Source organism: Pseudomonas oplopanacis (genome assembly GCF_057128725.1).
The window spans coordinates 190,365-214,750 of sequence record NZ_JBSKHV010000008.1; the positions used below are offsets into that span (position 1 = coordinate 190,365).

Below are 24,386 nucleotides of genomic sequence, written 5' to 3' on the forward strand. Positions count from 1 at the left end.
GATGATGACGATGAAAAAGCAGGTTGTGCTGTACAAGAAACTCTCGCCGCTGCTCATGGCTCGACTGCATGAGCAGACCGAGGTGACGCTGATCGACAACCTCAATCCCGAGGGCCTCGAACAACTGCGCGACGCCCTGCCCCGCGCCCAGGGTTTGCTCGGCGCGAGCCTGAAACTGGATGCGCAGTTATTGGACCTGGCGCCAAATCTGGAAGCCATCGCCAGCGTGTCGGTCGGCGTCGACAACTACGACATCGACTACCTGACCGAGCGCCGCATCCTGCTGAGCAACACGCCGGATGTGCTCACTGAAACCACGGCGGACACCGGTTTCGCGCTGATTCTGGCGACCGCCCGGCGTGTGGTGGAACTGGCGAACATGGTTCGCAAAGGCCAATGGACGCGCAACATCGGCCCGGTGCATTTCGGTACGGATGTGCATGGCAAGACGTTGGGCATCATCGGCATGGGCCGTATTGGTGAAGCCTTGGCGCAGCGTGGGCATTTCGGGTTTGGCATGCCGGTGATCTATCACAGTCATTCGCCGAAACCGGCGGTTGAACAGCGTTTCAATGCGCAGTACCGCAGTTTGACCGAGCTGTTGCAGCAGGCTGATTTCATTTGCCTGACCTTGCCGCTGACGGCTGAAACCGAAGGGCTGATCGGCGCCGAGGAGTTTGCCTTGATGCGCCCGGAGAGCATTTTCATCAACATCTCCCGGGGCAAAGTGGTGGACGAAGCAGCGCTGATCGAGGCGCTGCGGTCCGGGCAGATTCGGGGGGCGGGGCTGGATGTGTTTGAGCGTGAACCGCTGCAGGCGGATTCGCCGTTGATGACGTTGAACAACGTGGTGGCGACGCCGCACATGGGGTCGGCGACGCATGAGACGCGGGAGGCGATGGCCAGTTGTGCGGTGGATAATCTGTTGATGGCGCTGGCTGGAGAGCGGCCGAAGAATCTGGTGAACACCCGGGCTTGGCAGGGCTGAGTCCTATGGCGTTTGGTAGTCCGCTATCGCGAGCAGGCTCGCTCCCACAGGGGATTTGTGAACGCCACAGATCCAATGTGGGAGCGAGCCTGCTCGCGAAGGGGCCATCAAATCCACTAGAAGTCTTTCAGGCCCGCCTGGCTTCCAACAAATCTGCCGCACACAACGCAATCCGCCGGCACGCCTCTGCCAGTTTCACCCGATCCACCACCAACCCAATCCGGATATGCCCTGCCGCACTCGGCCCGAACGCCTCCCCGGCCAACACCGACACGCCATACCCCTCCAGCAACCGCTCGGCAAACCCTTGAGCGCCGAGCCCGGTCTGGCGCACATCGACCATCACAAACATGCCGCCATCCGGACGGATCGGCTTGATCCCCGGACAACCGCTCAACCGTGCGCACACCAGATCGCGACGCTGACGATATTCCTCACGCATCAACGCCACTTCCGGCAGGTCCTGATCCAGCGCCAATTGGGCCGCGTTCTGGATAAAGTCCGGAATCCCGAACAGCATGCACAACGACAGATTCACCAGGTGCTCAGCCATGGGTTTGGGGCCAATCACCCAACCGACCCGCCAGCCACTCATGGCGTGTGATTTGGACAGGCTGTTGATGGTCGCGGTGCGCTCGGCCATGCCCGGCAGACTCGCCGGGCTGGTGTGTTCGCCCTCGAACAACAAATCGCTGTAGACCTCATCGCTGATCAACCACAGGTCATGGCGCACGCACAACGCCGCGAGCGCCTGCCAGGTGGACAGCGGCAAACTGGCGCCGGACGGGTTGTTGGGACTGTTGAGCAGGATGACCCGGGTTTTCGGCGTAATCAGTGCCGCGACATCCGCCGGATCGACGCGAAAGCCGTTCTCCGGACGCACCGCCACGGGCACTACTTTCGCAGAACAAGCGCCGAACACGCCTTCGTAAGTCACGTACATCGGTTCGGCGACGATCACCTCGTCGCCCGGATCGAGCAGGCATTGCGCAACCGAATACACCGCGCATTGCGCCCCCGGAAACACGATCACATGGTCACCATCCACCGCTTGACCACTGCGCTGGCGATGGCGCCGCGCAATGCTGCTGCGCAGCCCTCGACTGCCACGCACGTCCGGGTAGTGGGTGTCGCCGGCCTGCAAGCTGTCGATGGCGGCCTGGACAATCGGTTGTGGTGTGTCGAAATCCGGATCGCCGATAGACAGAAGCAGGACATCAATGCCCTGCTCGCGCATGTCCAGCGCTCGGTCATGAATCTGCCAGGCTGCCGCTCCATCGCCGGCGATTCGTTTGGTCAAGGCTGAATAGCGCATGTGATTCTCCTGTCGCGCGCGGACTCCCAGCCTTCACCCTATCTCAAATCACGAAACGCGCCACCATGGCATTCAAATCCACCGCCAGACGCGACAGCTCATGGGTGGCGACGCTGGTCTGGTTGGCACCGGTCGCCGACTGGGTAGCCAGGTCGCGGATGTTCACCAGGTTGCAGTCGACTTCGCGGGACACCTGCGCCTGTTCTTCCGAAGCACTGGCGATCACCAGGTTGCGTTCGTTGATCAAGTGGATCGACTGAGTGATCTGCTCCAGCGCGACACCGGCGGCGCGGGCCATTTCCAGGGTGCTTTGGGTGCGCTGGTTGCTTTGCTGCATCGACGAAACCGCTTCACCTGTGCCGTTCTGAATGCCGGCGACCATTTTTTCGATTTCCTGGGTCGATTGCGCGGTGCGATGGGCCAGTGCTCGCACTTCGTCCGCGACCACGGCAAAACCCCGTCCGGCTTCACCGGCGCGGGCGGCTTCGATGGCGGCGTTGAGCGCCAACAGGTTGGTTTGTTCGGCGATGGCGCGGATCACGTCCAGCACTTTGCCGATGTCACGGCCCTGCGCGGCCAGGCCTTCGATCATCACCGAGGTATTTTGCACGTCGTGGGTCATGGTCTGGATCGCGTTAACGGTTTCCACCACCCGGTCACGGCCTTCGCGGGCGGCCTGGGTCGACTGGCTGGACGCTTCGGAGGTCGATACCGCATTACGCGCAACTTCTTCCACGGCGGCGGTCATTTCGTTGACGGCGGTGGCGGCTTGTTCGATTTCGTTGTTTTGCTGTTGCAGGCCGCGCGAGGCTTCCTCGGTCACGGTGCTGAGTTCTTCCGCGGCGGCGCCCAGTTGCGTGGCTGAACCGGCGATCTGTTCGATGGTTTGGCGCAGGTTGGTTTGCATGGCGGCCAAGGCACCGAGCAAACGGGCCGGTTCGTCCTTGCCGTCGACCTCGATGACTTTGGTCAGGTTGCCGCCGGCGATGGTTTCGGCCGCCTGCACCGCGCGGTTCAGCGGGGTAACGATGCTGCGGGTCAGCAGCCAGGCGAGCAGTACGGTCAGCAGTGCGGCCATGACCGCAACCACAACGATGCCGGTGATGGCGCTGCTGTAGTGTTCGCCCGCTTCGGCGCCCGCCGCTTTGGCATATCCATTATTAAGGGCCACCAGTTTGTTCAACTGCTCGCCCATTTGATCGGTGCCGTCCTTGATCCGCGTGTTGATCAAGGTGCGCATTTCGTCGAGCTGGTTCTGCCGCGACAGCTCCATCATCTGGTTTTGCGCTTGCAGGTAACCGTCCAGCGTTGCCGTGAAGGTTTTGTACAGTGCAGCTTCGTCCGGCTGCGCGGGCAAGGCTGAGTAACTGGCCTGGGCGCTTCGCACCTTGTCGATGAGCACGCCGATGCGTGTCTGGGCTTCCTGCAAAGCAGCGGGTTCGCGGTTGGTCAGCACACGGAAAGAAAGGATGCGCAGGCGCAGGACGTTTTCGGTCATGTTGCCTAGAAAGCCGACACTGGGCAGCTGCGTGCTTTCCATATCAATGGAAGCCTGGCGGATGATCGACATACGGTTCACGGCAAACACACCCAGCACGATGACGAGCAAGGCAATAAAAGCAAAACCGAGGAAGGCGCGAGGCGCGATGTTCAAATTACGCAGTGACATAGGAGGATTCTCGGGTGGTTGAGGCTACGAGCATCCTTGCCGGAAATCACTGAAGGGATGTGGGTGCGTCCCTTCAGCTCGGCGCCACTGTCGAACCGGGGGTGTGAGCGTCTATAGGCTGTATCGGCCGGGGATGAGGATTTTTGCGGGGGTTGGAGAAATATATTTCGAGGGGTACGAAACACCGGAATGGGTGACGCTCTTGTGGCGAGGGAGCTTGCTCCCGCTCGGTTGCGCAGCAGCCGTCGCTTTTTGGGGCCGCTGCGCAGCCCAGCGGGAGCAAGCTCCCTCGCCACAGAGAATTTGTTTGCCTCCAGATCGGGGTCAGTCAGTGCGAGCAGCGATTCGCCAGACCCGCGCGATGTCGCTCGCGCGATCTTGCAGTAACCGTGGCGCCTCGGCGCACGCCTGTTCCAGCGTCATCGGGCCACTGGCCAAGGCAAACGCTGCATCGATGCCGTGCTCGTACAACGCCTGATATCCCTCGCCCAACGTGCCCGCGATCACGATCACTGGCACACCTTGCTGTTGGGCAATGCGCGCCACGCCGAACGGTGTCTTGCCACGCAAGGTCTGCGCATCGAATCGCCCTTCACCGGTAATCACCAGGTCGGCGCCCTGCACGGCTTCAGCCAAACCGACCAATTCGGCAACCACGTTCACGCCCGCCTGAAACTGCGCACCGAGGAACGCCTTGGCGGCAAATCCCAGGCCGCCAGCCGCCCCACTGCCCGGTTCGTCCTTGACGTCGTGACCTAATGCATCAGCGCACCGTTCGGCAAAGTGCCCAAGCGCGTTATCCAGTTGCTGCACCTGCTCGGGCGATGCGCCTTTTTGTGGGCCGAAAATGACTGAAGCGCCGTGGGGACCGCACAGTGGATTGGTGACATCGGCTGCAATGTCGAAGCGCACTTTAGCCAGACGCGGGTCAATGTTGCTCAGATCAATGCGATCCAGTTGCGCCAACGCCAAACCGCCTGGTGCCAGGGTTTGCCCCTGCGCATCCAGCAACCTCACGCCCAGCGCCTGCATGGCCCCGGCGCCGCCATCGTTGGTGGCGCTGCCGCCAATCGCCAGAATTACTCGCTGCGCCCCGGCATCGAGGGCGGCGCTAATCAGCTCACCGGTGCCAAACGTGCTGCTGGTGCACGCGTCGCGCTGGCTCAACGGGAGCAGTTGCAGGCCACTGGCCTCAGCCATTTCGATGATCGCGGTGTGGTTGTGCGGCAGCCAGCCCCAGGCTGCGTCGACGGTTGCACCGAGTGGGCCGCGCACAGGTGTGCGGCGCAGTTCGCCCTCGCACGCCGCCAGAATCGACTCGACCGTGCCTTCGCCGCCGTCGGCCATCGGGCATTTGACCAAGTGCGCGTCCGGCCAGACGTCTGCCAGCCCCAATGCAATGGCGTCGGCCACGCCTTGGGCGCTGAGGCTGTCCTTGAACGAATCGGGGGCGATGACGATTTTCATGCGAATTCTCCAGTTCCAATGCGCTCCATGCTGCCAGTAGCCCCGGACAATAACGCCAGTCCGCTGCACAAGCGGGTGTGGCGTTTATTGTTCATTTCTACAAAGTCTAGTGGTGAACGGTTTGGCCCCTTCGCGAGCAGGCTCGCTCCCACAGGGGAGCGCATTCCAAATGTGGGAGCGAGCCTGCTCGCGAAGGCGTCCTTATATCCACCACCCTAGTCGGTTTGCGGCAGAAGCTGCACACCCAGATAAAGCGCCAACATCCCATCCAGCTTGAGAGGATCAACCCCACTCAACTCGGCAATCCGCTCCATTCGATACCGCAAGCTATTGCGATGAATCCCCAACGCGTCGGCACACGCCTGGCTCTGCCCATCGTGATCACACCAACTGCGCAACGTCGCCAGCAGTTGGCCGTTACCATCCTTGGCGATGACCTTGCGCAGCGGTTTAAGCAATTCATCCAGCGCATCGTCATTGCGATGCCGCCATAGCATCACCGGTAATCGGTAACGGGTCAGCGTCAGCAAGCGCGAACGCGGCAACACATCGCGTCCATACGCCAACAAATCACCCACGCGCCGGTAGCAACGCCGTAGCCCCGACAGCCCATCAGCCTGCCCGCCCACCGCGATGCGCAGAATGTTCCAGCCCAGGCCGTCGAGTTTTTCCAGCAACCGGTCATTCTCGATGGATTGCGAGGCCGGCCGGCACCACAGCAACGACGACTTCGCCGAACTCACGCACCAACTGTCCGGGTAGCGCGAGGTCAGCCAGGCGCTCAGCGCTTCAACGGTTTGCGCCGGGCCGTGGTCCATGCCCAATTCAAACAGATACGGCACCCGCGTCATCTGCGGCTTGAGCCCCAGCTGCTGCGCCTCATCGAGCAAGCGCGGCGAATCCCCCGCCTCGCTCAGCAGCAACGCGAGCAGATCATCGCAACGCTGACGCCGCCATTGCTGCTCGGCCTGCTGATTGCGCTGGCCGACCAGCATCTCCGCGGTCATCCGCACCAGCTCGGCATAAGTGCGCAATGGCTCGGGTTCGCCGGTAATGCCAAGCACGCCAATCAAGCGCCCATCCAGCAACAGCGGCAAGTTGATGCCCGGTTGCACGCCCTTGAGATGAATCGCGGTTTGCGCGTCGATTTCCACCACCCGACCATTGGCCAGCACCAGTTGCGCGCCCTCGTGGCGGGTGTTGATGCGCTCCGGTTCGCCGCTGCCGAGAATCAATCCCTGGCTGTCCATGACGTTGACGTTGTACGGCAGGATGGCCATCGCCCGGTCGACGATGTCCTGGGCCAGGTCGTGATCGAGTTCGAACATAACGGGGATCCTTGAAAACGGGGTGGGACGGGTTGTTCACCCGCACAGGCCTTGGTCGCAAACCCTGTGCTCAGGCACAAAGACAACAACCCGGAGCGTGGCCGAGACTCACTGGGCGATCAACGTTACCCTTGCATCGCAAAAAATCATAATAAAGAGAGAGCCGCCATGTCACAGAGCGCCGCCGCTACCCAGGCCATCGTTGACGAGAAAAACGCCGTCTACAAACGCATTACCCTGCGTTTGATTCCCTTCATCTTCATCTGCTACCTGTTCAACTACCTCGACCGGGTGAACGTTGGATTTGCCAAACTGCAGATGCTCGACGCACTGAAATTCAGCGAAACCGTGTACGGCCTTGGTGCCGGGATCTTCTTTATCGGCTATGTGCTGTGCGGCGTGCCGAGCAACCTGGCCCTGACCAAATTCGGCCCACGGCGCTGGATCGCGTTGATGATGATCGTCTGGGGCACGCTTTCGACGTGCCTGCTGTTCGTCACCACCCCGACCGAGTTCTACACCTTGCGCCTGTTCACCGGCGCGGCCGAAGCCGGGTTCTTCCCGGGCGTGGTGCTGTATCTCTCGCAATGGTTCCCGACCTTCCGCCGTGGCCGCATCATGGCGCTGTTCATGTCGGCGATCCCGGTGTCCGGCCTGCTCGGCAGCCCGTTCTCTGGCTGGATTCTTAACCACTTCGCGGCGGGCCAGGGTGGCTTGGCCGGTTGGCAGTGGATGTTCCTGCTGCAAGGTATTCCGACCGTGATCCTTGGCGCCTTCGCCTATTTCCTGTTGAGCGACAGCTACGCCAACGCCAAATGGCTAACGCCGTTCGAGCGCTCGGTACTGGAAGCGGATCACGCTGAAGACCTGGCCAACAAACCAAAAACCACCACTGATTCGTTGCTGGCGGTGTTCAAGAACCCGGCGATCTGGTCGTTCGGTTTGATCTACTTTTGCATCCAGAGCGGCGTGTACGCGATCAACTTCTGGCTGCCGTCGATCATCAAGAACCTCGGTTTCAGCGATAACCTGGTGATTGGCTGGTTGAGTGCGATTCCGTACCTGTTGGCGGCAGTGTTTATGTTGCTGGTCGGCCGTTCGGCGGACTTGCGCAAGGAACGTCGCTGGCATTTGGTGGTGCCGATGTTGATGGGCGCGGTGGGTCTGTTGATCGCGGTGAACTTCGCGACGACGCCGGCCATTGCGATCCTCGGCCTGACCATCGCCACCATGGGCGCCCTCACCGGCCTGCCGATGTTCTGGCCGGTGCCGACGGCGCTGTTGAGCGCAGGTGCGGCGGCGGGTGGTTTGGCGTTGATCAACTCCATGGGGCAGATGGCGGGTTTCCTCAGCCCGTACCTCGTGGGTTGGGTCAAGGACAGCACTGGTTCGACGGATGCTGCGCTTTATCTGCTGGCGGGTGTGATTGTGTGTGGCAGCTTGCTGGCGCTGCGGATGACGCGGACGTTGCGGGTGTAAGCCTTTTTCACCCCTACAAAAAACGGCCCTTTCGGGCCGTTTTCATTTCTCAAGGCAGACACTCTGTTGTGGCGAGGGAGCTTGCTCCCGCTCGGGTGCGCAGCAGCCGCAAGTTTTTGGGGCCGCTGCGCAGCCCAGCGGGAGCAAGCTCCCTCGCCACAGGGGTTGTGTGTTAGCTATGCGGGTCGACGTTGTCGAGCATCCGGTTCACCGCCAGTTCACCCAGCATCACGGAGTTTTGAATTCCGAGCAGGGTGTGGCGCTGGGTTCCGTTCAGTTGCCCGGCGAAATCACTCAACATGACGCTCGCTGACGCCAACGTCTCGCAGGCGTTGACCAACAGGGTTTCGTTATCGGTGTCGGCGCCGACGGAATAGATAGTGCTGGGTTTGCGTGGGGTGTCTTTGGGGATGACCGGTTTGAGGTAGTAATCGAGGGCGCGGTCGGCGGCGGTGTTGAGTTTCTTGGAATCAGCGGATTCGTAGGGGGAAACGTCGTCGGTGTCGGTTTCTGGTGGGTTGGGTGTGATCTTGAACATAGATGATGCTCCAGGTAAGACATTAAGGAGCCATCACCCTCGCTACCAAACGAAGGGTGGCGGCCATGCGCAGGTTGGTAGACCGGTTACCTGGTGCAAGACCCGGCGCATCCGAGGATGCCCTGCGCATGACCGCCATAAATACAGAGGACGAAATGAACCTCTGCATCATGTGCATGTAGCGACAGGTAACCGGGCTACCAAACCCGACCGCTGTTTTTCAGCGGCGAGCAAACGATAGAGCCCAGCCCCAAGGCGCACAAGCCGGCGGATTCTGGCGCAGTCGTAGGCAACGGCGCAAGGTTATGTAGCCTCCAGCCCCATCGCTCCAGACCGTTTAAACATGTCTGTTTATTGCCGCCAATCCACTGTGGGAGCGAGCCTGCTCGCGAAGGCGTCATATCAGCCAACGAAGATGTTGAATGAACGATTGCATTCGCGAGCAGGCTCGCTCCCACAGGTACTCAATTGAGCTGATATTCCGATTGCTCCCGACGCAGGTTCTGGTATTTGATTGAGGCCTTTCTCCCACCGGTAAAAGGATTTCCTCATGAGCTATCGCACGCTGGGTCATTCGGGTTTACAGGTCTCCACCCTGACACTGGGCACCATGATGTTCGGCGAACAGACCAGCACCGAAGATTCCCTGCGGATCATCGACAAGGCCTGGGACCAGGGCATCAATTTCATCGACACCGCCGACGTTTACACCGGCGGTCGTTCCGAAGAGATCGTCGGCGAAGCGATTGCCGGCAATCGGCATGAATGGGTGCTGGCGACCAAGGTCGGCTTCGGCCCGGTGGACGGTGTGCCGAACCGCAGCGGCTTGAGCCGCAAACACCTGTTCAACGGCATCGATGCCAGCCTGACGCGCTTGGGCACGGACTACCTCGACATCTATTACCTGCACCGCGAAGACCACAACACGCCGCTGGAAGTGACCGTGTCGGCGATGGGCGATCTGATTCGCCAGGGCAAGGTTCGTTATTGGGGTTTGTCCAACTACCGTGGCTGGCGCATTGCCGAGGTGATCCGTGTGGCCGATCAACTGGGCGTCGACCGGCCAGTGATCAGCCAGCCGCTGTACAACATCGTCAACCGTCAGGCCGAGACTGAACAAATCACCGCCGCGCACAATTACGGCCTCGGCGTGGTGCCTTACAGCCCGTTGGCGCGGGGTGTGCTCAGCGGCAAATATGCGCCGGATGTGAAGCCGGACGCCAACAGCCGCGCCGGGCGCGCAGACAAACGCATTCTGGAAACCGAATGGCGGGTTGAGTCGTTGCGCATTGCCCAGCAGATTCAGCAGTACACGCAGGAACGTGGCGTGGGGATTGTCGAATTTGCGATTGCCTGGGTATTGAACAACGGCGCCGTCACTTCAGCCATTGTCGGGCCGCGCACCGAAGAACAGTGGGACGCGTACACCAAGGCGCAAGCGGTGAAGATTACGGCTGAAGATGAGGCGTTTATTGATTCGCTGGTGGTGCCCGGGCACTCGTCGACGCCGGGGTTCAATGACGTGAGCCATTTTGTGTCGGGCCGTAAACCGCGCAATACCTAAAGAAACAAACATTCAATGTGGGAGCGGGCTTGCTCGCTCCCACATTCGATCTGTGTTGATCGATCGGACAATATTTGATACGAAAACCACGTATCCTCTGCGCCCCGTTTCACCTTCAACCTCGCGAGGGCAGTTTGTCTAAAGGTATCGCTTTATCGGTTTCGGCCTCGGTGCTGTTTGCCGTCATGTACTACTACACGTCGTTGCTCACGCCTTTGAGCGGCGTGGAAATTTTTGGCTGGCGCATGCTGCTGACCGTGCCCTGCATGACCGTGTTCATGGTGGTGTCCGGCGAATGGACGCGTGTGGTCGAGATTGTCCGGCGCGCCACGGCGAATCCGAAATTGATCGCCGCCCTGATCGCCTCCTCGGCCCTGCTCGGTGTGCAACTCTGGCTGTTCATGTGGGCGCCGCTCAACGGCTACAGCCTGGACGTATCGCTGGGGTATTTCCTGTTGCCGCTGACCATGGTGCTGACCGGGCGAATCGCCTACGGCGAACGTCTGTCCTATCTGCAAAAAGTCGCCGTGGTGCTGGCCTGCCTCGGCGTGGTGAATGAGGTGTATCAGGTCGGTGGGTTTTCCTGGGCGACCTTGCTGGTGTGCATTGGCTACCCCACCTATTTCATCGTGCGCAAGCGCCTGGCTTCGGACAACCTCGGCGGTCTGTGGCTGGACATGGCGTTGACGCTGCCGGTGGCGTTCTGGTTTGTGCAAAGTGGCGAGCAAGGCTTCGGCGTGTTCGATCAACACCCGTGGCTGTCGCTGTTGATTCCGATTCTCGGGGTGATCAGCGCGTCGGCGTTGGTGGTCTACATCATCGCCAGCCGCTTGTTGCCGTTCAGCCTTTTCGGGCTGTTGAGTTACGTCGAGCCGGTGTTGTTGCTGGGCGTGGCGTTGCTGCTTGGGGAAAGCATCAAGCCTGGGGAATGGTTGACCTATATTCCGATCTGGTTGGCGGTGGTGGTGCTGGTGTTCGAAGGCTTCAAACACCTGATGCGACAGCGCCGCCCTTAACCCCGACACAAAACAAATGTGGGAGCGAGCCTGCTCGCGAAGGCGTCGTATCAGTCAACGAAGATGTTGAATGAACGATTGCAATCGCGAGCAGGCTCGCTCCCACATTGTTTAGTGGTGTGGCGGGTTACTCGGTGGCGAGCACGCCACGACGAACCTGGTCCCGTTCGATCGATTCAAACAACGCCTTGAAGTTGCCTTCGCCGAAACCATCGTCGCCTTTACGCTGGATGAATTCGAAGAACACCGGCCCCATCAGGGTTTCCGAGAAGATCTGCAACAGCAGGCGCTTGTCACCCGACTCGGACGAACCGTCCAGCAAAATGCCCCGCGCTTGCAGTTGATCAACCGGCTCGCCGTGGTTTGGCAAACGACCTTCGAGCATTTCGTAATAGGTTTCCGGTGGCGCGGTCATGAAGCGCATGCCGATGCTTTTCAGGTGATCCCAGGTCTTGAGCAGGTCATCGGACAGGAAAGCAACGTGCTGGATGCCCTCGCCGTTGAACTGCATCAGGAACTCTTCGATCTGCCCGGCGCCCTTGGACGACTCTTCGTTCAGCGGGATGCGGATCATGCCGTCCGGCGCGGTCATGGCCTTGGAGGTCAGGCCGGTGTATTCGCCCTTGATGTCGAAGTAGCGAATTTCGCGGAAGTTGAACAGCTTCTCGTAGAAGTTGGCCCAATAGGCCATGCGACCGCGATACACGTTGTGGGTCAGGTGGTCGATGATCTTCAGGCCGGCACCGACCGGGTTGCGGTCCACGCCTTCAATGAACACGAAGTCGATGTCATAGATCGAGCTGCCTTCGCCGAAACGGTCGATCAGGTACAGCGGCGCGCCGCCAATGCCTTTGATCGCCGGCAGGTTCAGTTCCATCGGGCCGGTTTCGATGTGGATCGGCTGGGCGCCGATTTCCAGCGCGCGCTTGTAGGCAAGCTGCGAATCCTTTACGCGAAACGCCATGCCGCACACCGACGGGCCGTGCTCGGCCGCGAAGTACGAAGCAACGCTGTGCGGTTCGTTGTTGAGGATCAGGTTGATCGCGCCCTGGCGATACAGGTGCACGTTTTTGGAACGGTGGGTCGCCACCTTGGTGAAGCCCATGATCTCGAAGATCGGCTCCAGGGTGTTCGGGGTTGGCGATGCGAATTCGATGAACTCAAAGCCCATCAGGCCCATTGGGTTTTCGTATAAATCTGCCATTTTGGCGCCTCATCATGCTTTTAGAATTAACAGTTAAAAAGTGTTAGTTGCTAGCAATGCTGAGACTGGCGGGTGGCGCACAGGAGATGCCCCGCACGCTGCGGGCGAGGAAGTCACCGTAGATCAATTGAAACCCAAAACTCTTCATTGTCGACCCAAGGCTCTTGCGGGCGAGGCTTCTGCTGCCAGAAGACGTTTATTATTGTATGCGTAACCCGATTCTACACAGCGTAAATCGGTTTGTCCGCCTTCTGTATCAAATCCCCTTTTCCCCTACTCGCGCAAGGTGTTTATTGCAGAGGAAAATCCCCGCCAGAATCAGCACGCCGCCAAGGCACATCGCCAGCGTCAACGGCTCGCCCAGCAACAGTGCGCCGAGGATGACGGCGGTCAGTGGGTTCAAGGCAATGAACACCCCTGAACGCGTCGCGCCGATCTGCCGGATGCCGTCGTAGTAACCGATGTAGGCCAGCGCCGAACCCAAAACGCCGAGGTACATCAGGCTCAACCATTGTTGCGGACCGAGGCTGATCAACGCGCTGACATTCAGCTCACCGCACACGGCACTGGTCGCCCAGAGCATCGCGGTGCCCAGCAGAATCGAGTACGTCACCGTCTGCACCGGCCCCAAAGACTGATTCAGTTCTTTGGAGAACAGCGAATAAATGCCCCAGCCGAGCACGCAGCCGAATATCAGCAGGTCACCGATCCAGGCATCGACGTTGCCGGCCAATAGATGCGGGTTACGACTGGCAATCACCACACTCGCCCCGGCAATGCAGATCGCGATGCCGAAGACTTTCGCCCGACCCAAGCGCTCCTTGAAGATCAGCCATGAAGCGAGGCCGATCACTGCCGGGTTCAGCGCAACGATCAACGAGGCTCGCGAGGCGTTGATGTAATGCAGCCCATAAAAGAAGCACAGGTTGTAGAAGAAGATCCCGAAGAACCCCAGTAGTGCCAGGCGCAACCATTGTTGCGGGTTCGGCCGGATCAACGGGATTCGGGCCAGCAGCAGAAACAGCAACAACGCCGCGCTGGCCAGCAAAAACCTGAGACTGGCGGCGAACAACGGGCTGAGACTGTCGGCCAGAAAACGCCCGGCCACGAACGTACCGCCCCAGATCATGGTGACGGCGGCGAGTTTCAGATACACCGAGGTGTGCGAAGTGGTTGTTTCTACGAACATTGTCATGGAGAGGCAAAACCAGGCCAAGGAAGATGACGTATCATTCGACTAATGAACGATCATCGTAAAATGAGTAAAAGCTCATGACCCTGACTCAACTTGAGATCTTTTCGCTGGTCGCGGAACTGCGCGGTTTCACGGCGGCTGCCAATCGCCTGGGGATTTCCCAGTCGGCGGTGTCTCACGCGCTCAAGTCGCTGGAACAGGAACTCGGCGTGGAACTGTTACGGCGGCATCAGTCCCAAGTCGAATTGAGCGACATTGGCCAACAACTGTTATTGCGCGCCCGGGCAATGCTCGGGCTGGCCAACACCTTGCGCCAGGAAGCGGCCGATGCGCGTGGGATGAAACGCGGCACGTTGCGCATTGGCTCGTTTGGCCCGACGTCGTCGATCCGCCTGCTGCCGCAGATCCTGCAGCACTACCGCGCGACGCATCCGGGCATTGAAGTCCACATCGACGAAGGCCCGGACCGTCAGGTGATTCAATGGCTGGAGGAGCGGCGAATCGATATCGGCTTTGTGGTACTGCCTGAAGAGCGCTTCGACACCTTCGCGCTGCTGGAAGACCAGATGGTCGCACTGGTGCCTGCCGACCATGCGCTGGCCGGTCGGGACACTCTGAGCTTGAGCGACTTGTGCAACGACCCGTTCGTGCTGACTGAGGCAGGCTCATCGGAGTTGGTGTCGCGACTGTTCAGCGCCGCCCGCCTCATACCGAACATCCGCTACCGCTGCTCACAATTGATCAGCACGCTGGACACGGTCAGCCGCGGCGATGCGTTGACGGTCGTGGCTGAAAGCTCCCTGCCCGACAACCTCAACAGTCGCTGTGTGAAAAAACCACTGTCGCCCCGTGTTATTCGCCAAGTCGGGCTGGCGGTGCTGGACCAGCGTCAGTCGTCACCCGCCACACTGGCCTTTATCAAACTGGCGCTCGACCTGAATACCCGTTGAGCGGCATAAGCGCCGAGGGCCAACTATCATGGCCACTACCTGAACTCTTTTTGGGAGGCGTGTTGTCGTCCTGCCCGCCGTTGAGAGCCCTGTTTCTGTGTGAGAGATTTCGCGAATGCCATTGAGTGCCAAACGCCGTCGCCCATTGCGTATCCGCATTATGGTGAGCCTGCTGTGTGGATTGCTCCCGATTATATTGGGCTTTGCCATTCTCTATATGCAGGCTGGACGTGCTCTTGAGCAAAGCACACGGGTGACCGCAGACGAAGCCCTGCGCCAGTTCGAACTGATGCTGGACAACACGGCGCAGTCCGCGAGCGAGTTGCTGCCGCTGGCCGGGCAAAACTGCAACGACGTGAAACTGGCCTTGCGTGAACAGGTCACCCGCCGCCCGTTTGTGCGCTCGGCCAGCCTGGTGTGGGACGACAACCTTTATTGCACTTCGTTGTTCGGTGACGCTCAGCAAAAGGTCGACGCCAAGGACTATGTACAAGGCAAGTTGTGGCTAATGAATGGCAACCCTGTCACCCCCGATACGGCGGTGCTGGTGTATCGCCTGAATGAGGGGAAACAGGGGGCGCTGACGACGCTGGACGGTTACCACTTGACTAACGTACTGCGCCTGATTGGTCGCAAGACAATACTGTTGCTGCAAGTGGGCCCGAGCTGGTTGTCCGTCGACGGCAAAGTCCACCAAGGCGCCCTGCCCACTTTGCCCTTGGCCGAAAGCGAACTGTCGTCCTCGCGCTATGCCTTTTCGGTCGTAGCCGGTTTCCCCGAGGGGGAAAACTGGCGTTACATGGCCAGCGAATACCCGCCGCTGTTCAGCCTGCTGATTTTTTTTGGCGTTGTCTCGGGTGCCATCGGCCACGCGCTGCAAAGGCGATCATGGTCGCCCATTCATGAAATGCAGCGCGCCCTCGCGGCTGAAGAGTTTGTCCCCTACTTTCAGCCGGTGGTGCATGGCGATACGCAGAAGTGGTCCGGCACCGAAGTGTTAATGCGCTGGAAACACCCAAAGGAAGGCCTGGTACGGCCTGATCTGTTTATCCCGTTCGCCGAAGATTCCGGGTTGATCGTGCCCATGACCCGTTCGCTCATGCGCCAGACTGCGCAGTTGCTGGGGCCTGTTTCTTCAACGTTTGCCGAGCCCTTTCACATCGGCATCAATATCACCGCCAGCCATTGCAAGGACCTGGAACTGGTCAAGGACTGTCGAGCGTTCCTGAGTGCCTTTGCGCCCGGCTCGATTTACCTGGTGCTGGAACTGACCGAGCGCGAATTGATCAAGCCAAACGACATTACGCTTGAGCTGTTTGAACAACTTCACGCACTGGGCGTGATGATCGCGATTGACGACTTCGGCACCGGGCACTCCAGCCTGGGTTATCTACGCCAGTTCAATGTGGACTTCCTGAAAATCGACCAGAGCTTTGTGGCCATGATCGGTATCGACGCCCTTTCACGGCATATTCTGGACACCATCATCGAACTCTCGGCCAAGCTTGATCTGGGAATTGTCGCCGAAGGTGTCGAAACCGAAGAACAAAGTGACTACCTGACCGCCCACGGTGTGAACTTCCTGCAAGGTTATCTGTTCGGCCAACCGATGCCCGGCGCTGAATTCATTAACGCATTAACCCACCATTAACTAATGGTTTTAAGCGACGAGACATCGTCTTCACGCACCAAATTGAATCAAAAGACTACTGCTGTTACATGAAGAAAACGTCAGGATTTACTCTTGGGCAATTAACTACTACAATTTTTCATGCCTGTGCAAGATGGGCAGGTGAGCCACTATCACCGAGTCGCTTCAAGGCTCTTGGCTTATAGCTTTGTTTGCGGTTGGTATCAGCCAAATACACTATTGGAGTAAAGATATTGTCCAGACTCGCTGAATTTCGTGCAGCTGAAAAGGCCCTTCAGGAGCAGCTCAAGCAGCTGGAATCGCTGAAGAATGATGCCGGGCTCAAGAAAGAAATCGAATTCGAAGAAAAGCTCCAGGGGCTGATGAAAACCTACGGCAAGAGCCTGCGTGACATCATCGCCATCCTCGATCCGAACCCGGCAAAATCCGGTCTGCAACAAGCAAAAACGCCTAAAACCCGCCGCGCTCGCGTGGTCAAGGTCTATCAGAACCCGCACACCGGTGAACTGATTGAAACCAAGGGTGGCAACCACCGCGGCCTGAAGGCCTGGAAGGAACAATACGGTGCAGCCACTGTTGATTCCTGGCTGCGCGGCTAACACCTTGCGGTTATAAAAAAGCCCTGCCAATGCAGGGCTTTTTCATGGATACCTACTAAATGCAACGATCTGCCACGATCAACTCGCAACTTTACGATTAACTTTGTGCTTAATGCCTTTGGGTATCTAAAAATGTCCGCATCCAGCCAATTTGCGTCAACGTAAAACCCCGTCACTAAAGTTTCAAGCTGTTACGCAGCTGCTCAATTTCGTCCTGACTTGTCTTGTAAGCCTCGGCCTGTCCCGCGTACGAAAGAACATAGGCTTTATCGGCATCCACCGCCCCCACCAATGTTTGCGACAGCACGTGTCGCCCGTTCTGGGTAATGGTGCAGGTTGTTTCCAGTGCCGACAGGCGGCTCAATGTCGCGGGGTGTATTTTGTTGCAGACACTTTGATAGCCGCTTTGAAAGAAGTCTTTCTGCACCGCCTTGCGCATCTCAAGCAACACGCCTTGCACATTCACTTGATGACCGCTTTCGACCTGAGTCATCGTCAACTCCATGACCATGACTGGTGTGCCGCTTTGATCGTTTTTGACCGCACGCTGACGGGAAACAGCCGGGTTCGCACCTTCTTGCGCAAGGTTTTCGACTTCCCAACCACTTGGCCATGGCACTTGCGGCGCCTCTGCATGAGCACCTGCCACGGCTGAAAGGACCCCCAACAGGACGAACATCGGCTTACAGAATCGAACCATTGCAATAAACACTCACGAGTTGAACCGTAAAGTCTGAGCCTCGCCCGCCTGTCAGGCAATAGCAGACCGTTTGGGTTTGGTGATGTCAGAGCCCTTGCGTATCATTGTGACCATTCGTTAGCCCCACTTATTTTCCGGAGGGCCCATGAGCCTGCACGAATTGAACACCTTCCCAGGCGTCACCGCCCAACCTGACACCGCCACCCAGAAGTTCGTCTTCAACCACACCATGCTGCGGGTCAAGGACATCACCAAGTCCCTGGATTTCTACACGCGCATCCTCGGTTTCTCGCTGGTGGAAAAGCGCGACTTCCCGGAAGCGCAATTCAGCCTGTATTTCCTCGCCCTGGTGGACAAGAACCAGATCCCGGCCGACGCCGCCGCTCGCACCGAGTGGATGAAGTCGATTCCCGGTATTCTCGAATTGACCCACAACCACGGCACCGAGAACGACCCTGAGTTCGCCTACCACAACGGCAACACCGACCCGCGTGGTTTCGGTCACATCTGCATCTCCGTGCCGGACATCCGCGCAGCGTGCGAGCGTTTTGAAGCGCTGGGCTGCGACTTCCAGAAGCGCTTGAATGACGGACGCATGAAAAGCCTGGCCTTCATCAAGGACCCGGATGCGTACTGGGTTGAAATCATCCAGCCTGCTCCGCTGTAAGCCCCACCAAACATCCCCTGTGGGAGCTAGCCTGCTCGCTCCCACACACGGATGTGTGAGGCACAAAAAAACCCATGATCGCTCATGGGTTTTTTTGTGTTTTCAGCGTCGGCGCTTATGCCGGGGCCGAGGTCCGGATCAGGTGATCGAATGCGCTCAGGGAAGCCTTCGCGCCCTCGCCCACCGCAATCACGATCTGCTTGTACGGCACGGTGGTCACATCACCGGCGGCAAACACGCCCGGCATCGAGGTTTCACCGCGAGCATCGACGATGATCTCGCCACGAGGCGACAGCTCGATGGTGCCCTTGAGCCAATCGGTGTTAGGCAGCAAACCGATCTGCACGAAGATGCCTTCGAGGTTGACCGTGTTGAACTCACCCGAATCGCGATCCTTGAAGACCAGACCGGTCACCTTCTGGCCATCGCCTTTCACTTCACTGGTCAATGCACTGGTAATGACGGTGACGTTCGGCAGGCTGAACAGCTTGCGTTGCAACACGGCATCGGCGCGCAGCTTGCTGTCGAATTCCAGCAGCGTGACGTGGCTGACGATACCCGCCAGGTCGATGGCCGCTTCAACGCCGGAGTTACCGCCGCCAATTACCGCCACACGTTTGCCCTTGAACAGCGGGCCGTCGCAGTGCGGGCAGAAACAGACGCCTTTGGCTTTGTATTCCTGCTCGCCCGGCACGCCCATTTCACGCCAGCGCGCCCCCGTGGCAAGAATCAGCGCCTTGGTTTTCAACGTGGCGCCGCTTTCGAAACGGACTTCGTGCAACTCGCCGGGATTCTTCGCCGGAATCAGCGCGGTGGCGCGTTGCAGGTTCATGATATCGACGTCGTATTGCTTGACGTGTTCTTCGAGCGCGCTGGCCAGTTTCGGCCCTTCGGTTTCCTGCACGGAGATGAAGTTTTCGATGGCCATGGTGTCGAGCACCTGCCCACCAAAACGCTCTGCCGCAACACCGGTGCGAATGCCTTTACGCGCTGCATAGATTGCCGCTGCTGCACCCGCTGGACCACCGCCGACGACCAATACATCGAACGCTTCTTTCGCGCTGAGCTTTTCGGCTTGACGCTCGATGCCGCTGGTGTCGAGTTTTGCGAGGATTTCTTCCAGGCCCATGCGGCCCTGGCCGAAGTTCACGCCGTTCAGGTAAACACTCGGCACCGCCATGATCTGGCGCTCATCGACTTCGGCCTGGAACAGCGCGCCATCAATGGCGACGTGGCGGATGTTGGGGTTCAACACGGCCATCAGGTTCAGCGCCTGGACCACGTCCGGGCAGTTCTGGCAGGACAGCGAGAAGTAAGTCTCGAAGCTGAACTCGCCTTTGAGTGAGCGAATCTGTTCGATCACTTCAGCACTGGCCTTCGAAGGGTGGCCGCCGACTTGCAGCAGCGCCAACACTAATGAAGTGAATTCGTGGCCCATCGGCAGGCCGGCGAAACGCAGGCTGATGTCGGCGCCCGGGCGATTGATCGAGAACGACGGCTTGCGTGCGTCATCACCGTTATCGAGCAAGGTAATTTGTGTGGAAAGACTGGCAACGTCTTTCAACAGTTCGAGCATTTCCCGGGATTTCGCACCGTCGTCGAGGGAAGCAACGATCTCGATCGGCTGGGTGACCCGTTCCAGGTACGATTTCAACTGGGCTTTAAGATTGGCGTCCAACATACGGGCGATTTCCTTTCTGGTGTTTCATGAAAAGCAGGCATAAAAAAACGCCCGAGCGAATCTCGCCCGGGCGTTTTTGAGGGCGGTTGCAGCTTACTGAGTAGGTGCGGCGTACCGCCCTGATGAAGCGCTCACTGACTTAGATCTTGCCGACCAGGTCCAGGGACGGAGCCAGAGTGGCCTCGCCTTCTTTCCACTTGGCCGGGCAAACCTGGCCTGGGTGAGCAGCGACGTACTGGGCAGCCATGATTTTGCGCAGCAGCTCGGAAGCGTCACGGCCAACGCCGCCATCGTTCAGTTCAACGATTTTGATCTGGCCTTCAGGGTTGATCACGAAGGTGCCACGGTCAGCCAAGCCTGCGTCTTCGATCAGCACGTCGAAGTTGCGGGAGATGGCGTGAGTCGGGTCGCCGATCATGGTGTACTGGATTTTGCCGATGGCTGGCGAAGTGTTGTGCCAGGCAGCGTGGGCAAAGTGGGTATCGGTGGAAACGCTGTAGATCTCGACGCCCAGTTTCTGGAACGCGTCGTAGTTGTCAGCCAGGTCTTCCAGTTCGGTCGGGCAAACGAAGGTGAAGTCAGCCGGGTAGAAGAAAACGACAGACCATTTGCCTTTCAGGTCAGCGTCCGACACTTTTACGAAGTCGCCATTTTTGAAGGCGTCAGCTTTGAACGGTTTAACTTGGCTGTTGATGATAGGCATCGGTGACTCTCCGTCAGGGTTGAAAAGTTGGGTTAACAAGTTGATGGGGTGAATCCTACCCACTCGATTCCCGGATGGCTCATTGGCAAACCTCATGCTGCTGATTTGTTTTCGCTATTAGCCGACGGTATTAATAGAAGAAAACGTGCTCTACAGCACCACTGGCTTTTCAGTGACCCGAGCCATTCCGAGAAACGGGCTCGCTTCAACATAGCGCATGGCGGACTTCATATCCTTCCAGCCCACATAACTCATCAACGACTTCAAGTCCCAACCACTCTGATGGGCCCAACTGGCAAAGCCGCGTCGCAAGGAGTGACTGGTGTAGAGCTCGGCGGGAATACCGGCGCGCTCCAGCGCCTGGCGCAGTAACGGGATGACGCTGTTGGCGTGCAACCCCTGCTCGCTCAAGTGCCCCCAGCGGTCGATGCCTCGAAACACCGGCCCGCGAACCAATGCGGCTTCGGTGATCCACTGGATGTAGGCGTTCACCGGGCAAAGACGCTGCAAGGCTGGGGTCTGGTAGGTCTTGCCGAGGTTTTCGCGGTCGCTCTTGGTGCGCGGCAAGTAGAGCGTGATGCCTGAGCTGGCGATCGCCTGAACGTGCTCGATCTGTACACGGCACAGTTCATCACTGCGAAACCCGCGCCAGAATCCCAGGAGGATCAGCGCCATGTCGCGCCTTGCTCTTAAAAGAGTCGGTCGATCATCTTGAGATCTGGCGGTCTGTGCTTCCAGCTCCAGCCAGGCCACCACCTGTTCCAGATGCTGCAGTTGCAACGGTGCCGCCTGTTTTTCCTGAGCCGGGTGCAACGCGCGAATCCCCTTGAAGACTTTGCGCACCACCGGCGCCTTGGTCGGATCGGCAAATCCCTGGCTGTTGTGCCACTGCGCCAGTGCCGACAACCGCAACTTCAGCGTGTTGATCGACAGCTCCCCCGCGTACGCCACCAGATAGCGCGCGACGCTGTCGGCGGTGGCCGGCAGAAACCCGCCCCACGTGACTTCGAAATGCTCAATGGCTGCCCGGTAGCTGCGCCGGGTGTTATCGCGTGTGGCGGCCTGTAGGTATCGATCCAGCTCGGTCATCGGCTCAACTCTCTAAAACGTACCGCGTTGGCGGGTGCAATCGTGCCGTGCGGCTCATCACACGGGGTAATACCAGTATATCCCGCATGACAAACTGACATCATTTATCTTTATTTTTCAGATGGTACACTGTGTACTTTAGTGGCATGTACCACAGTACGAAATCGTAGGAGAACTCATGGCTCGTGGCGGCGTAAATAAAGCAGTGGTGCAAGCGGCACGGTTGGCGATCCTCGCCCGTGGCGAGAACCCAAGCATCGATGCAGTACGGATCGAAATGGGCAACACCGGCTCGAAAACCACGATCCATCGCTACCTGAAGGAACTGGATGACGGCCGCGAACAGGCCGAGCCCGTGGCAGAACCTATTGATGACGAATTGGCGGGCCTGGTGTCGCGCCTGGCCCTACGCCTGAAAGAGAAGGCCCAAGAGCCTATCGATCAGGCTCGCGAGCAGTTCGACCAGCAACGCAAAACACTGGAAAGCCAGCTCACAGAAGCCCAGGAAGCCAATACCGAATTGCATCAGCAGTACGAGATGCAAAGCCTGGCGTTGACCCAGGAATCTGAATCACTGCAAGAAACCCGCTCCATGCTGCAAACCGAGCAAACCCGCAACGCCGGGCTGAATCAGGCGCTAGCCGGTTTCGAATTGCGCTTGCAGGACAAGGATGAGCAGATTCGCTCACTGGAAGAAAAGCACTTGCACGCCCGCGAGGCCTTGGAGCACTACCGCAACGCCGTCAAGGAACAGCGCGAGCAGGAACAAAGCCGTCACGAAAGCCAGGTGCAGCAGATTCAGATGGAATTACGCCAAGCGCAGCAAAGCGCGATGGTGCGTCAGGACGAGATCACTCAACTGCACCGCGACAATGAACGCTTGTTCACCGAAAACCGTGGCTCTCAGAGGGAGCTGAGCCTGTTGCAGGATCAACTCAAACACACCAATAGCCGGCAGGACCAACTGCTGGAACAGGTCAACCGCATCGACAGCGAACGCACCCTCCTCCAGGAACGCTTACGCGTCGCCCTGCTGGAAAGTCAGTCGCTGAAACAGAGCGTCGACGAGCAGTCGCAGGCTAATAAAGTACTGGAGATTGAATTGCTCAAGACTCAGGCGAGCCTCGATGAAAGCGTGCGCCTGGCGGCTGCTGTTGCAACAGCGCCAGACGCAGCCAAGGACGATTAACCAGCGACAGGCGTACGCATGGTGACGAACTCTTCGGCGGCCGTCGGGTGCACGCCGATGGTTTCGTCGAAGTCGCGCTTGGTCGCCCCTGCCTTCAAGGCAATCGCCAGGCCCTGGACGATCTCGCCGGCATCCGGTCCGACCATGTGGCAGCCCAACACCTTGTCGGTCTTGGCATCCACCACCAGCTTCATCAGCGTGCGCTCCTGGCATTCAGTCAGGGTCAGCTTCATTGGGCGGAAGCGGCTTTCGTAGATCACCACCTCGTGGCCGGCTTCACGAGCATCTTCCTCACTCAAGCCAACGGTACCGATGTTCGGCAGGCTGAACACGGCGGTCGGGATCATCTTGTAATCCACCGGACGATATTGCTCAGGCTTGAACAAGCGTCGCGCCACAGCCATGCCTTCGGCCAAGGCGACCGGCGTCAGCTGCACGCGGCCGATGACATCGCCGAGCGCCAGGATCGACGGCTCAGCCGTCTGATACTGCTCATCGACTTCAACAAAGCCTTTCTTGTCGAGTTTGACGCCAGTGTTTTCCAGCCCAAGGTTATCGAGCATCGGCCGCCGACCGGTTGCATAGAACACACAATCCGCTTCCAGCTCACGACCGTCCTTGAGCGTCACCTTCAGGCTGCCATCAGGCTGCTTGTCGATGCGCTCGATGTCGGAGTTGAATTGCAGGTCCATGCCACGCTTGGTCAATTCTTCCTGCAAATGCTTGCGCACCGCACCATCGAAGCCGCGCAGGAACAACTCACCGCGATACAGCAACGTGGTGTTTGCGCCCAGCCCGTGGAAGATGCCGGCGAATTCCACGGCAATGTAACCACCGCCCACCACCACAACGCGCTTTGGCAGCTCTTTGAGGAAAAACGCCTGGTTCGAACTGATTGCGTGCTCGTGCCCCGGAATTTCCGGGATCTGCGGCCAGCCACCGGTCGCAATCAGGATGTTTTTAGCGGTGTGGCGTTCGCCATTGATCTCGACGGTGTGCGGATCGACGATTTTGGCGTGACCTTCATGCAAGGTCACCCCGCTGTTGACCAGCAAGTTGCGGTAAATGCCGTTCAGGCGATTGATCTCACGGTCCTTGTTGGCGATCAGCGTGGCCCAATCAAACTGCGCCTCGCCCAGCGTCCAGCCAAAACCGGAAGACTGCTCGAAGTCTTCGGCGAAGTGCGCCCCGTAGACCAGCAACTTCTTTGGCACACAGCCGACGTTCACGCAGGTGCCGCCCAGATAGCGGCTCTCGGCCACGGCCACTTTTGCGCCAAAACCGGCAGCAAACCGCGCAGCTCGCACACCACCGGAACCGGCGCCAATCACGTACAAATCAAAATCAAAGGCCATTTTCAATCTCCTCGGCAGTCCACAAGCATACCCGCAGAC

General features: G+C 58.9%; 21 protein-coding genes. 9 read left to right on the top strand and 12 right to left on the bottom strand.

The genetic code is table 11. The features are described 5' to 3' along the window. Positions 1-10 precede the first annotated feature (10 nt). On the top strand, positions 11-988 hold the full coding sequence (locus ACWKV5_RS17680) for an NAD(P)-dependent oxidoreductase (RefSeq protein ID WP_483842337.1): 978 nt from the start codon (positions 11-13) through the stop codon (positions 986-988). 127 nt (positions 989-1,115) lie between these two features. On the opposite strand, the gene ACWKV5_RS17685 is transcribed toward ACWKV5_RS17680, so the two are convergent. From ACWKV5_RS17685 to ACWKV5_RS17700, 4 genes are all read right to left on the bottom strand, one after another. Continuing rightward, a complete protein-coding gene (locus ACWKV5_RS17685) occupies positions 1,116-2,303 on the bottom strand; it encodes a pyridoxal phosphate-dependent aminotransferase (protein WP_483842338.1) in 1,188 nt (395 codons plus the stop codon). Positions 2,304-2,346: 43 nt separating this feature from the next. After that, the gene (locus ACWKV5_RS17690; protein WP_483842339.1) at positions 2,347-3,972 is read right to left on the bottom strand and encodes a methyl-accepting chemotaxis protein; all 1,626 of its coding nucleotides are present in this window, start codon (positions 3,970-3,972) and stop codon (positions 2,347-2,349) included. Positions 3,973-4,296: 324 nt separating this feature from the next. Further along, a complete protein-coding gene (locus ACWKV5_RS17695) occupies positions 4,297-5,439 on the bottom strand; it encodes a glycerate kinase (protein WP_483842340.1) in 1,143 nt (380 codons plus the stop codon). Between the two features lie 215 nt (positions 5,440-5,654). Further along, positions 5,655-6,767, bottom strand: coding sequence for a sugar diacid recognition domain-containing protein (locus ACWKV5_RS17700; RefSeq protein WP_483842341.1), 1,113 nt, complete (start codon positions 6,765-6,767; stop codon positions 5,655-5,657). Positions 6,768-6,935: 168 nt separating this feature from the next. On the opposite strand from ACWKV5_RS17700, the gene ACWKV5_RS17705 reads away from it, so the two are divergent. Then, entirely contained in the window at positions 6,936-8,246 is a 1,311-nt protein-coding gene (locus tag ACWKV5_RS17705; RefSeq protein ID WP_483842342.1) for an MFS transporter, read from the top strand. Between the two features lie 172 nt (positions 8,247-8,418). Here the strand turns inward: ACWKV5_RS17705 and ACWKV5_RS17710 are convergent, their stop codons facing one another. Next, positions 8,419-8,784, bottom strand: coding sequence for a DUF6124 family protein (locus ACWKV5_RS17710; protein WP_483842343.1), 366 nt, complete (start codon positions 8,782-8,784; stop codon positions 8,419-8,421). 550 nt (positions 8,785-9,334) lie between these two features. Between ACWKV5_RS17710 and ACWKV5_RS17715 the strand changes: the two genes are divergently transcribed. Together ACWKV5_RS17715 and rarD are read left to right on the top strand one after the other, a co-directional pair. Beyond that, positions 9,335-10,348 (top strand): aldo/keto reductase, encoded by a 1,014-nt coding sequence (locus ACWKV5_RS17715; protein WP_483842344.1) that lies wholly within the window; start codon positions 9,335-9,337, stop codon positions 10,346-10,348. Between the two features lie 134 nt (positions 10,349-10,482). Next, positions 10,483-11,364, top strand: coding sequence for an EamA family transporter RarD (gene rarD, locus ACWKV5_RS17720; RefSeq protein WP_483842345.1), 882 nt, complete (start codon positions 10,483-10,485; stop codon positions 11,362-11,364). Between the two features lie 127 nt (positions 11,365-11,491). Here rarD and hppD read toward each other — a convergent pair whose 3' ends face one another. Beyond that, positions 11,492-12,568, bottom strand: coding sequence for a 4-hydroxyphenylpyruvate dioxygenase (gene hppD / locus ACWKV5_RS17725; RefSeq protein WP_483842346.1), 1,077 nt, complete (start codon positions 12,566-12,568; stop codon positions 11,492-11,494). A 256-nt stretch (positions 12,569-12,824) separates the two neighbouring features. Further along, entirely contained in the window at positions 12,825-13,763 is a 939-nt protein-coding gene (locus ACWKV5_RS17730) for a DMT family transporter (protein WP_483842347.1), read from the bottom strand. Positions 13,764-13,840: 77 nt separating this feature from the next. On the opposite strand from ACWKV5_RS17730, the gene ACWKV5_RS17735 reads away from it, so the two are divergent. From ACWKV5_RS17735 to ACWKV5_RS17745, 3 genes are all read left to right on the top strand, one after another. Continuing rightward, entirely contained in the window at positions 13,841-14,713 is an 873-nt protein-coding gene (locus ACWKV5_RS17735; RefSeq protein WP_483842348.1) for a LysR family transcriptional regulator, read from the top strand. A gap of 115 nt (positions 14,714-14,828) precedes the next feature. Further along, a complete protein-coding gene (locus ACWKV5_RS17740) occupies positions 14,829-16,364 on the top strand; it encodes an EAL domain-containing protein (protein WP_483842349.1) in 1,536 nt (511 codons plus the stop codon). A gap of 233 nt (positions 16,365-16,597) precedes the next feature. Then, the gene (locus ACWKV5_RS17745) at positions 16,598-16,963 is read left to right on the top strand and encodes a histone-like nucleoid-structuring protein, MvaT/MvaU family (RefSeq protein WP_027922999.1); all 366 of its coding nucleotides are present in this window, start codon (positions 16,598-16,600) and stop codon (positions 16,961-16,963) included. Between the two features lie 175 nt (positions 16,964-17,138). On the opposite strand, the gene ACWKV5_RS17750 is transcribed toward ACWKV5_RS17745, so the two are convergent. After that, entirely contained in the window at positions 17,139-17,663 is a 525-nt protein-coding gene (locus ACWKV5_RS17750) for a DUF4946 domain-containing protein (protein WP_483842350.1), read from the bottom strand. Positions 17,664-17,808: 145 nt separating this feature from the next. Between ACWKV5_RS17750 and gloA the strand changes: the two genes are divergently transcribed. Further along, positions 17,809-18,330 (top strand): lactoylglutathione lyase, encoded by a 522-nt coding sequence (gloA, locus tag ACWKV5_RS17755; protein WP_483842351.1) that lies wholly within the window; start codon positions 17,809-17,811, stop codon positions 18,328-18,330. A 115-nt stretch (positions 18,331-18,445) separates the two neighbouring features. Here the strand turns inward: gloA and ahpF are convergent, their stop codons facing one another. The 3 genes from ahpF to ACWKV5_RS17770 all read right to left on the bottom strand — a co-directional run bounded on the left by ahpF (position 18,446) and on the right by ACWKV5_RS17770 (position 21,803). After that, a complete protein-coding gene (ahpF, locus tag ACWKV5_RS17760) occupies positions 18,446-20,011 on the bottom strand; it encodes an alkyl hydroperoxide reductase subunit F (protein WP_483842352.1) in 1,566 nt (521 codons plus the stop codon). Between the two features lie 139 nt (positions 20,012-20,150). Beyond that, the gene (gene ahpC, locus ACWKV5_RS17765; RefSeq protein ID WP_483842353.1) at positions 20,151-20,714 is read right to left on the bottom strand and encodes an alkyl hydroperoxide reductase subunit C; all 564 of its coding nucleotides are present in this window, start codon (positions 20,712-20,714) and stop codon (positions 20,151-20,153) included. Positions 20,715-20,864: 150 nt separating this feature from the next. Next, the gene (locus ACWKV5_RS17770) at positions 20,865-21,803 is read right to left on the bottom strand and encodes a site-specific integrase (RefSeq protein ID WP_483842354.1); all 939 of its coding nucleotides are present in this window, start codon (positions 21,801-21,803) and stop codon (positions 20,865-20,867) included. Positions 21,804-21,981: 178 nt separating this feature from the next. Here ACWKV5_RS17770 and ACWKV5_RS17775 point away from each other — a divergent pair, with 178 nt between their 5' ends. Beyond that, complete coding sequence (locus tag ACWKV5_RS17775; protein WP_483842355.1) at positions 21,982-22,992, top strand: DNA-binding protein; 1,011 nt, start codon at positions 21,982-21,984, stop codon at positions 22,990-22,992. Here ACWKV5_RS17775 and gorA read toward each other — a convergent pair. Next, on the bottom strand, positions 22,989-24,347 hold the full coding sequence (gene gorA, locus ACWKV5_RS17780; RefSeq protein WP_483842356.1) for a glutathione-disulfide reductase: 1,359 nt from the start codon (positions 24,345-24,347) through the stop codon (positions 22,989-22,991). The two genes, ACWKV5_RS17775 and gorA, sit on opposite strands and share 4 nt — an antisense overlap. Between the last annotated feature and the right edge of the window lie 39 nt (positions 24,348-24,386).

Bases quoted from the DNA above. Each gene is read 5' to 3' on its own strand.
- ACWKV5_RS17680 (WP_483842337.1), top strand. From the start codon at position 11: ATGAAAAAGCAGGTTGTGCTGTACAAGAAACTCTCGCCGCTGCTCATG.
- ACWKV5_RS17685 (WP_483842338.1), bottom strand. From the start codon at position 2,303: ATGCGCTATTCAGCCTTGACCAAACGAATCGCCGGCGATGGAGCGGCA.
- ACWKV5_RS17690 (WP_483842339.1), bottom strand. From the start codon at position 3,972: ATGTCACTGCGTAATTTGAACATCGCGCCTCGCGCCTTCCTCGGTTTT.
- ACWKV5_RS17695 (WP_483842340.1), bottom strand. From the start codon at position 5,439: ATGAAAATCGTCATCGCCCCCGATTCGTTCAAGGACAGCCTCAGCGCC.
- ACWKV5_RS17700 (WP_483842341.1), bottom strand. From the start codon at position 6,767: ATGTTCGAACTCGATCACGACCTGGCCCAGGACATCGTCGACCGGGCG.
- ACWKV5_RS17705 (WP_483842342.1), top strand. From the start codon at position 6,936: ATGTCACAGAGCGCCGCCGCTACCCAGGCCATCGTTGACGAGAAAAAC.
- ACWKV5_RS17710 (WP_483842343.1), bottom strand. From the start codon at position 8,784: ATGTTCAAGATCACACCCAACCCACCAGAAACCGACACCGACGACGTT.
- ACWKV5_RS17715 (WP_483842344.1), top strand. From the start codon at position 9,335: ATGAGCTATCGCACGCTGGGTCATTCGGGTTTACAGGTCTCCACCCTG.
- hppD (WP_483842346.1), bottom strand. From the start codon at position 12,568: ATGGCAGATTTATACGAAAACCCAATGGGCCTGATGGGCTTTGAGTTC.
- ACWKV5_RS17730 (WP_483842347.1), bottom strand. From the start codon at position 13,763: ATGACAATGTTCGTAGAAACAACCACTTCGCACACCTCGGTGTATCTG.
- ACWKV5_RS17735 (WP_483842348.1), top strand. From the start codon at position 13,841: ATGACCCTGACTCAACTTGAGATCTTTTCGCTGGTCGCGGAACTGCGC.
- ACWKV5_RS17740 (WP_483842349.1), top strand. From the start codon at position 14,829: ATGCCATTGAGTGCCAAACGCCGTCGCCCATTGCGTATCCGCATTATG.
- ACWKV5_RS17750 (WP_483842350.1), bottom strand. From the start codon at position 17,663: ATGGTTCGATTCTGTAAGCCGATGTTCGTCCTGTTGGGGGTCCTTTCA.
- gloA (WP_483842351.1), top strand. From the start codon at position 17,809: ATGAGCCTGCACGAATTGAACACCTTCCCAGGCGTCACCGCCCAACCT.
- ahpF (WP_483842352.1), bottom strand. From the start codon at position 20,011: ATGTTGGACGCCAATCTTAAAGCCCAGTTGAAATCGTACCTGGAACGG.
- ahpC (WP_483842353.1), bottom strand. From the start codon at position 20,714: ATGCCTATCATCAACAGCCAAGTTAAACCGTTCAAAGCTGACGCCTTC.
- ACWKV5_RS17770 (WP_483842354.1), bottom strand. From the start codon at position 21,803: ATGACCGAGCTGGATCGATACCTACAGGCCGCCACACGCGATAACACC.
- ACWKV5_RS17775 (WP_483842355.1), top strand. From the start codon at position 21,982: ATGGCTCGTGGCGGCGTAAATAAAGCAGTGGTGCAAGCGGCACGGTTG.
- gorA (WP_483842356.1), bottom strand. From the start codon at position 24,347: ATGGCCTTTGATTTTGATTTGTACGTGATTGGCGCCGGTTCCGGTGGT.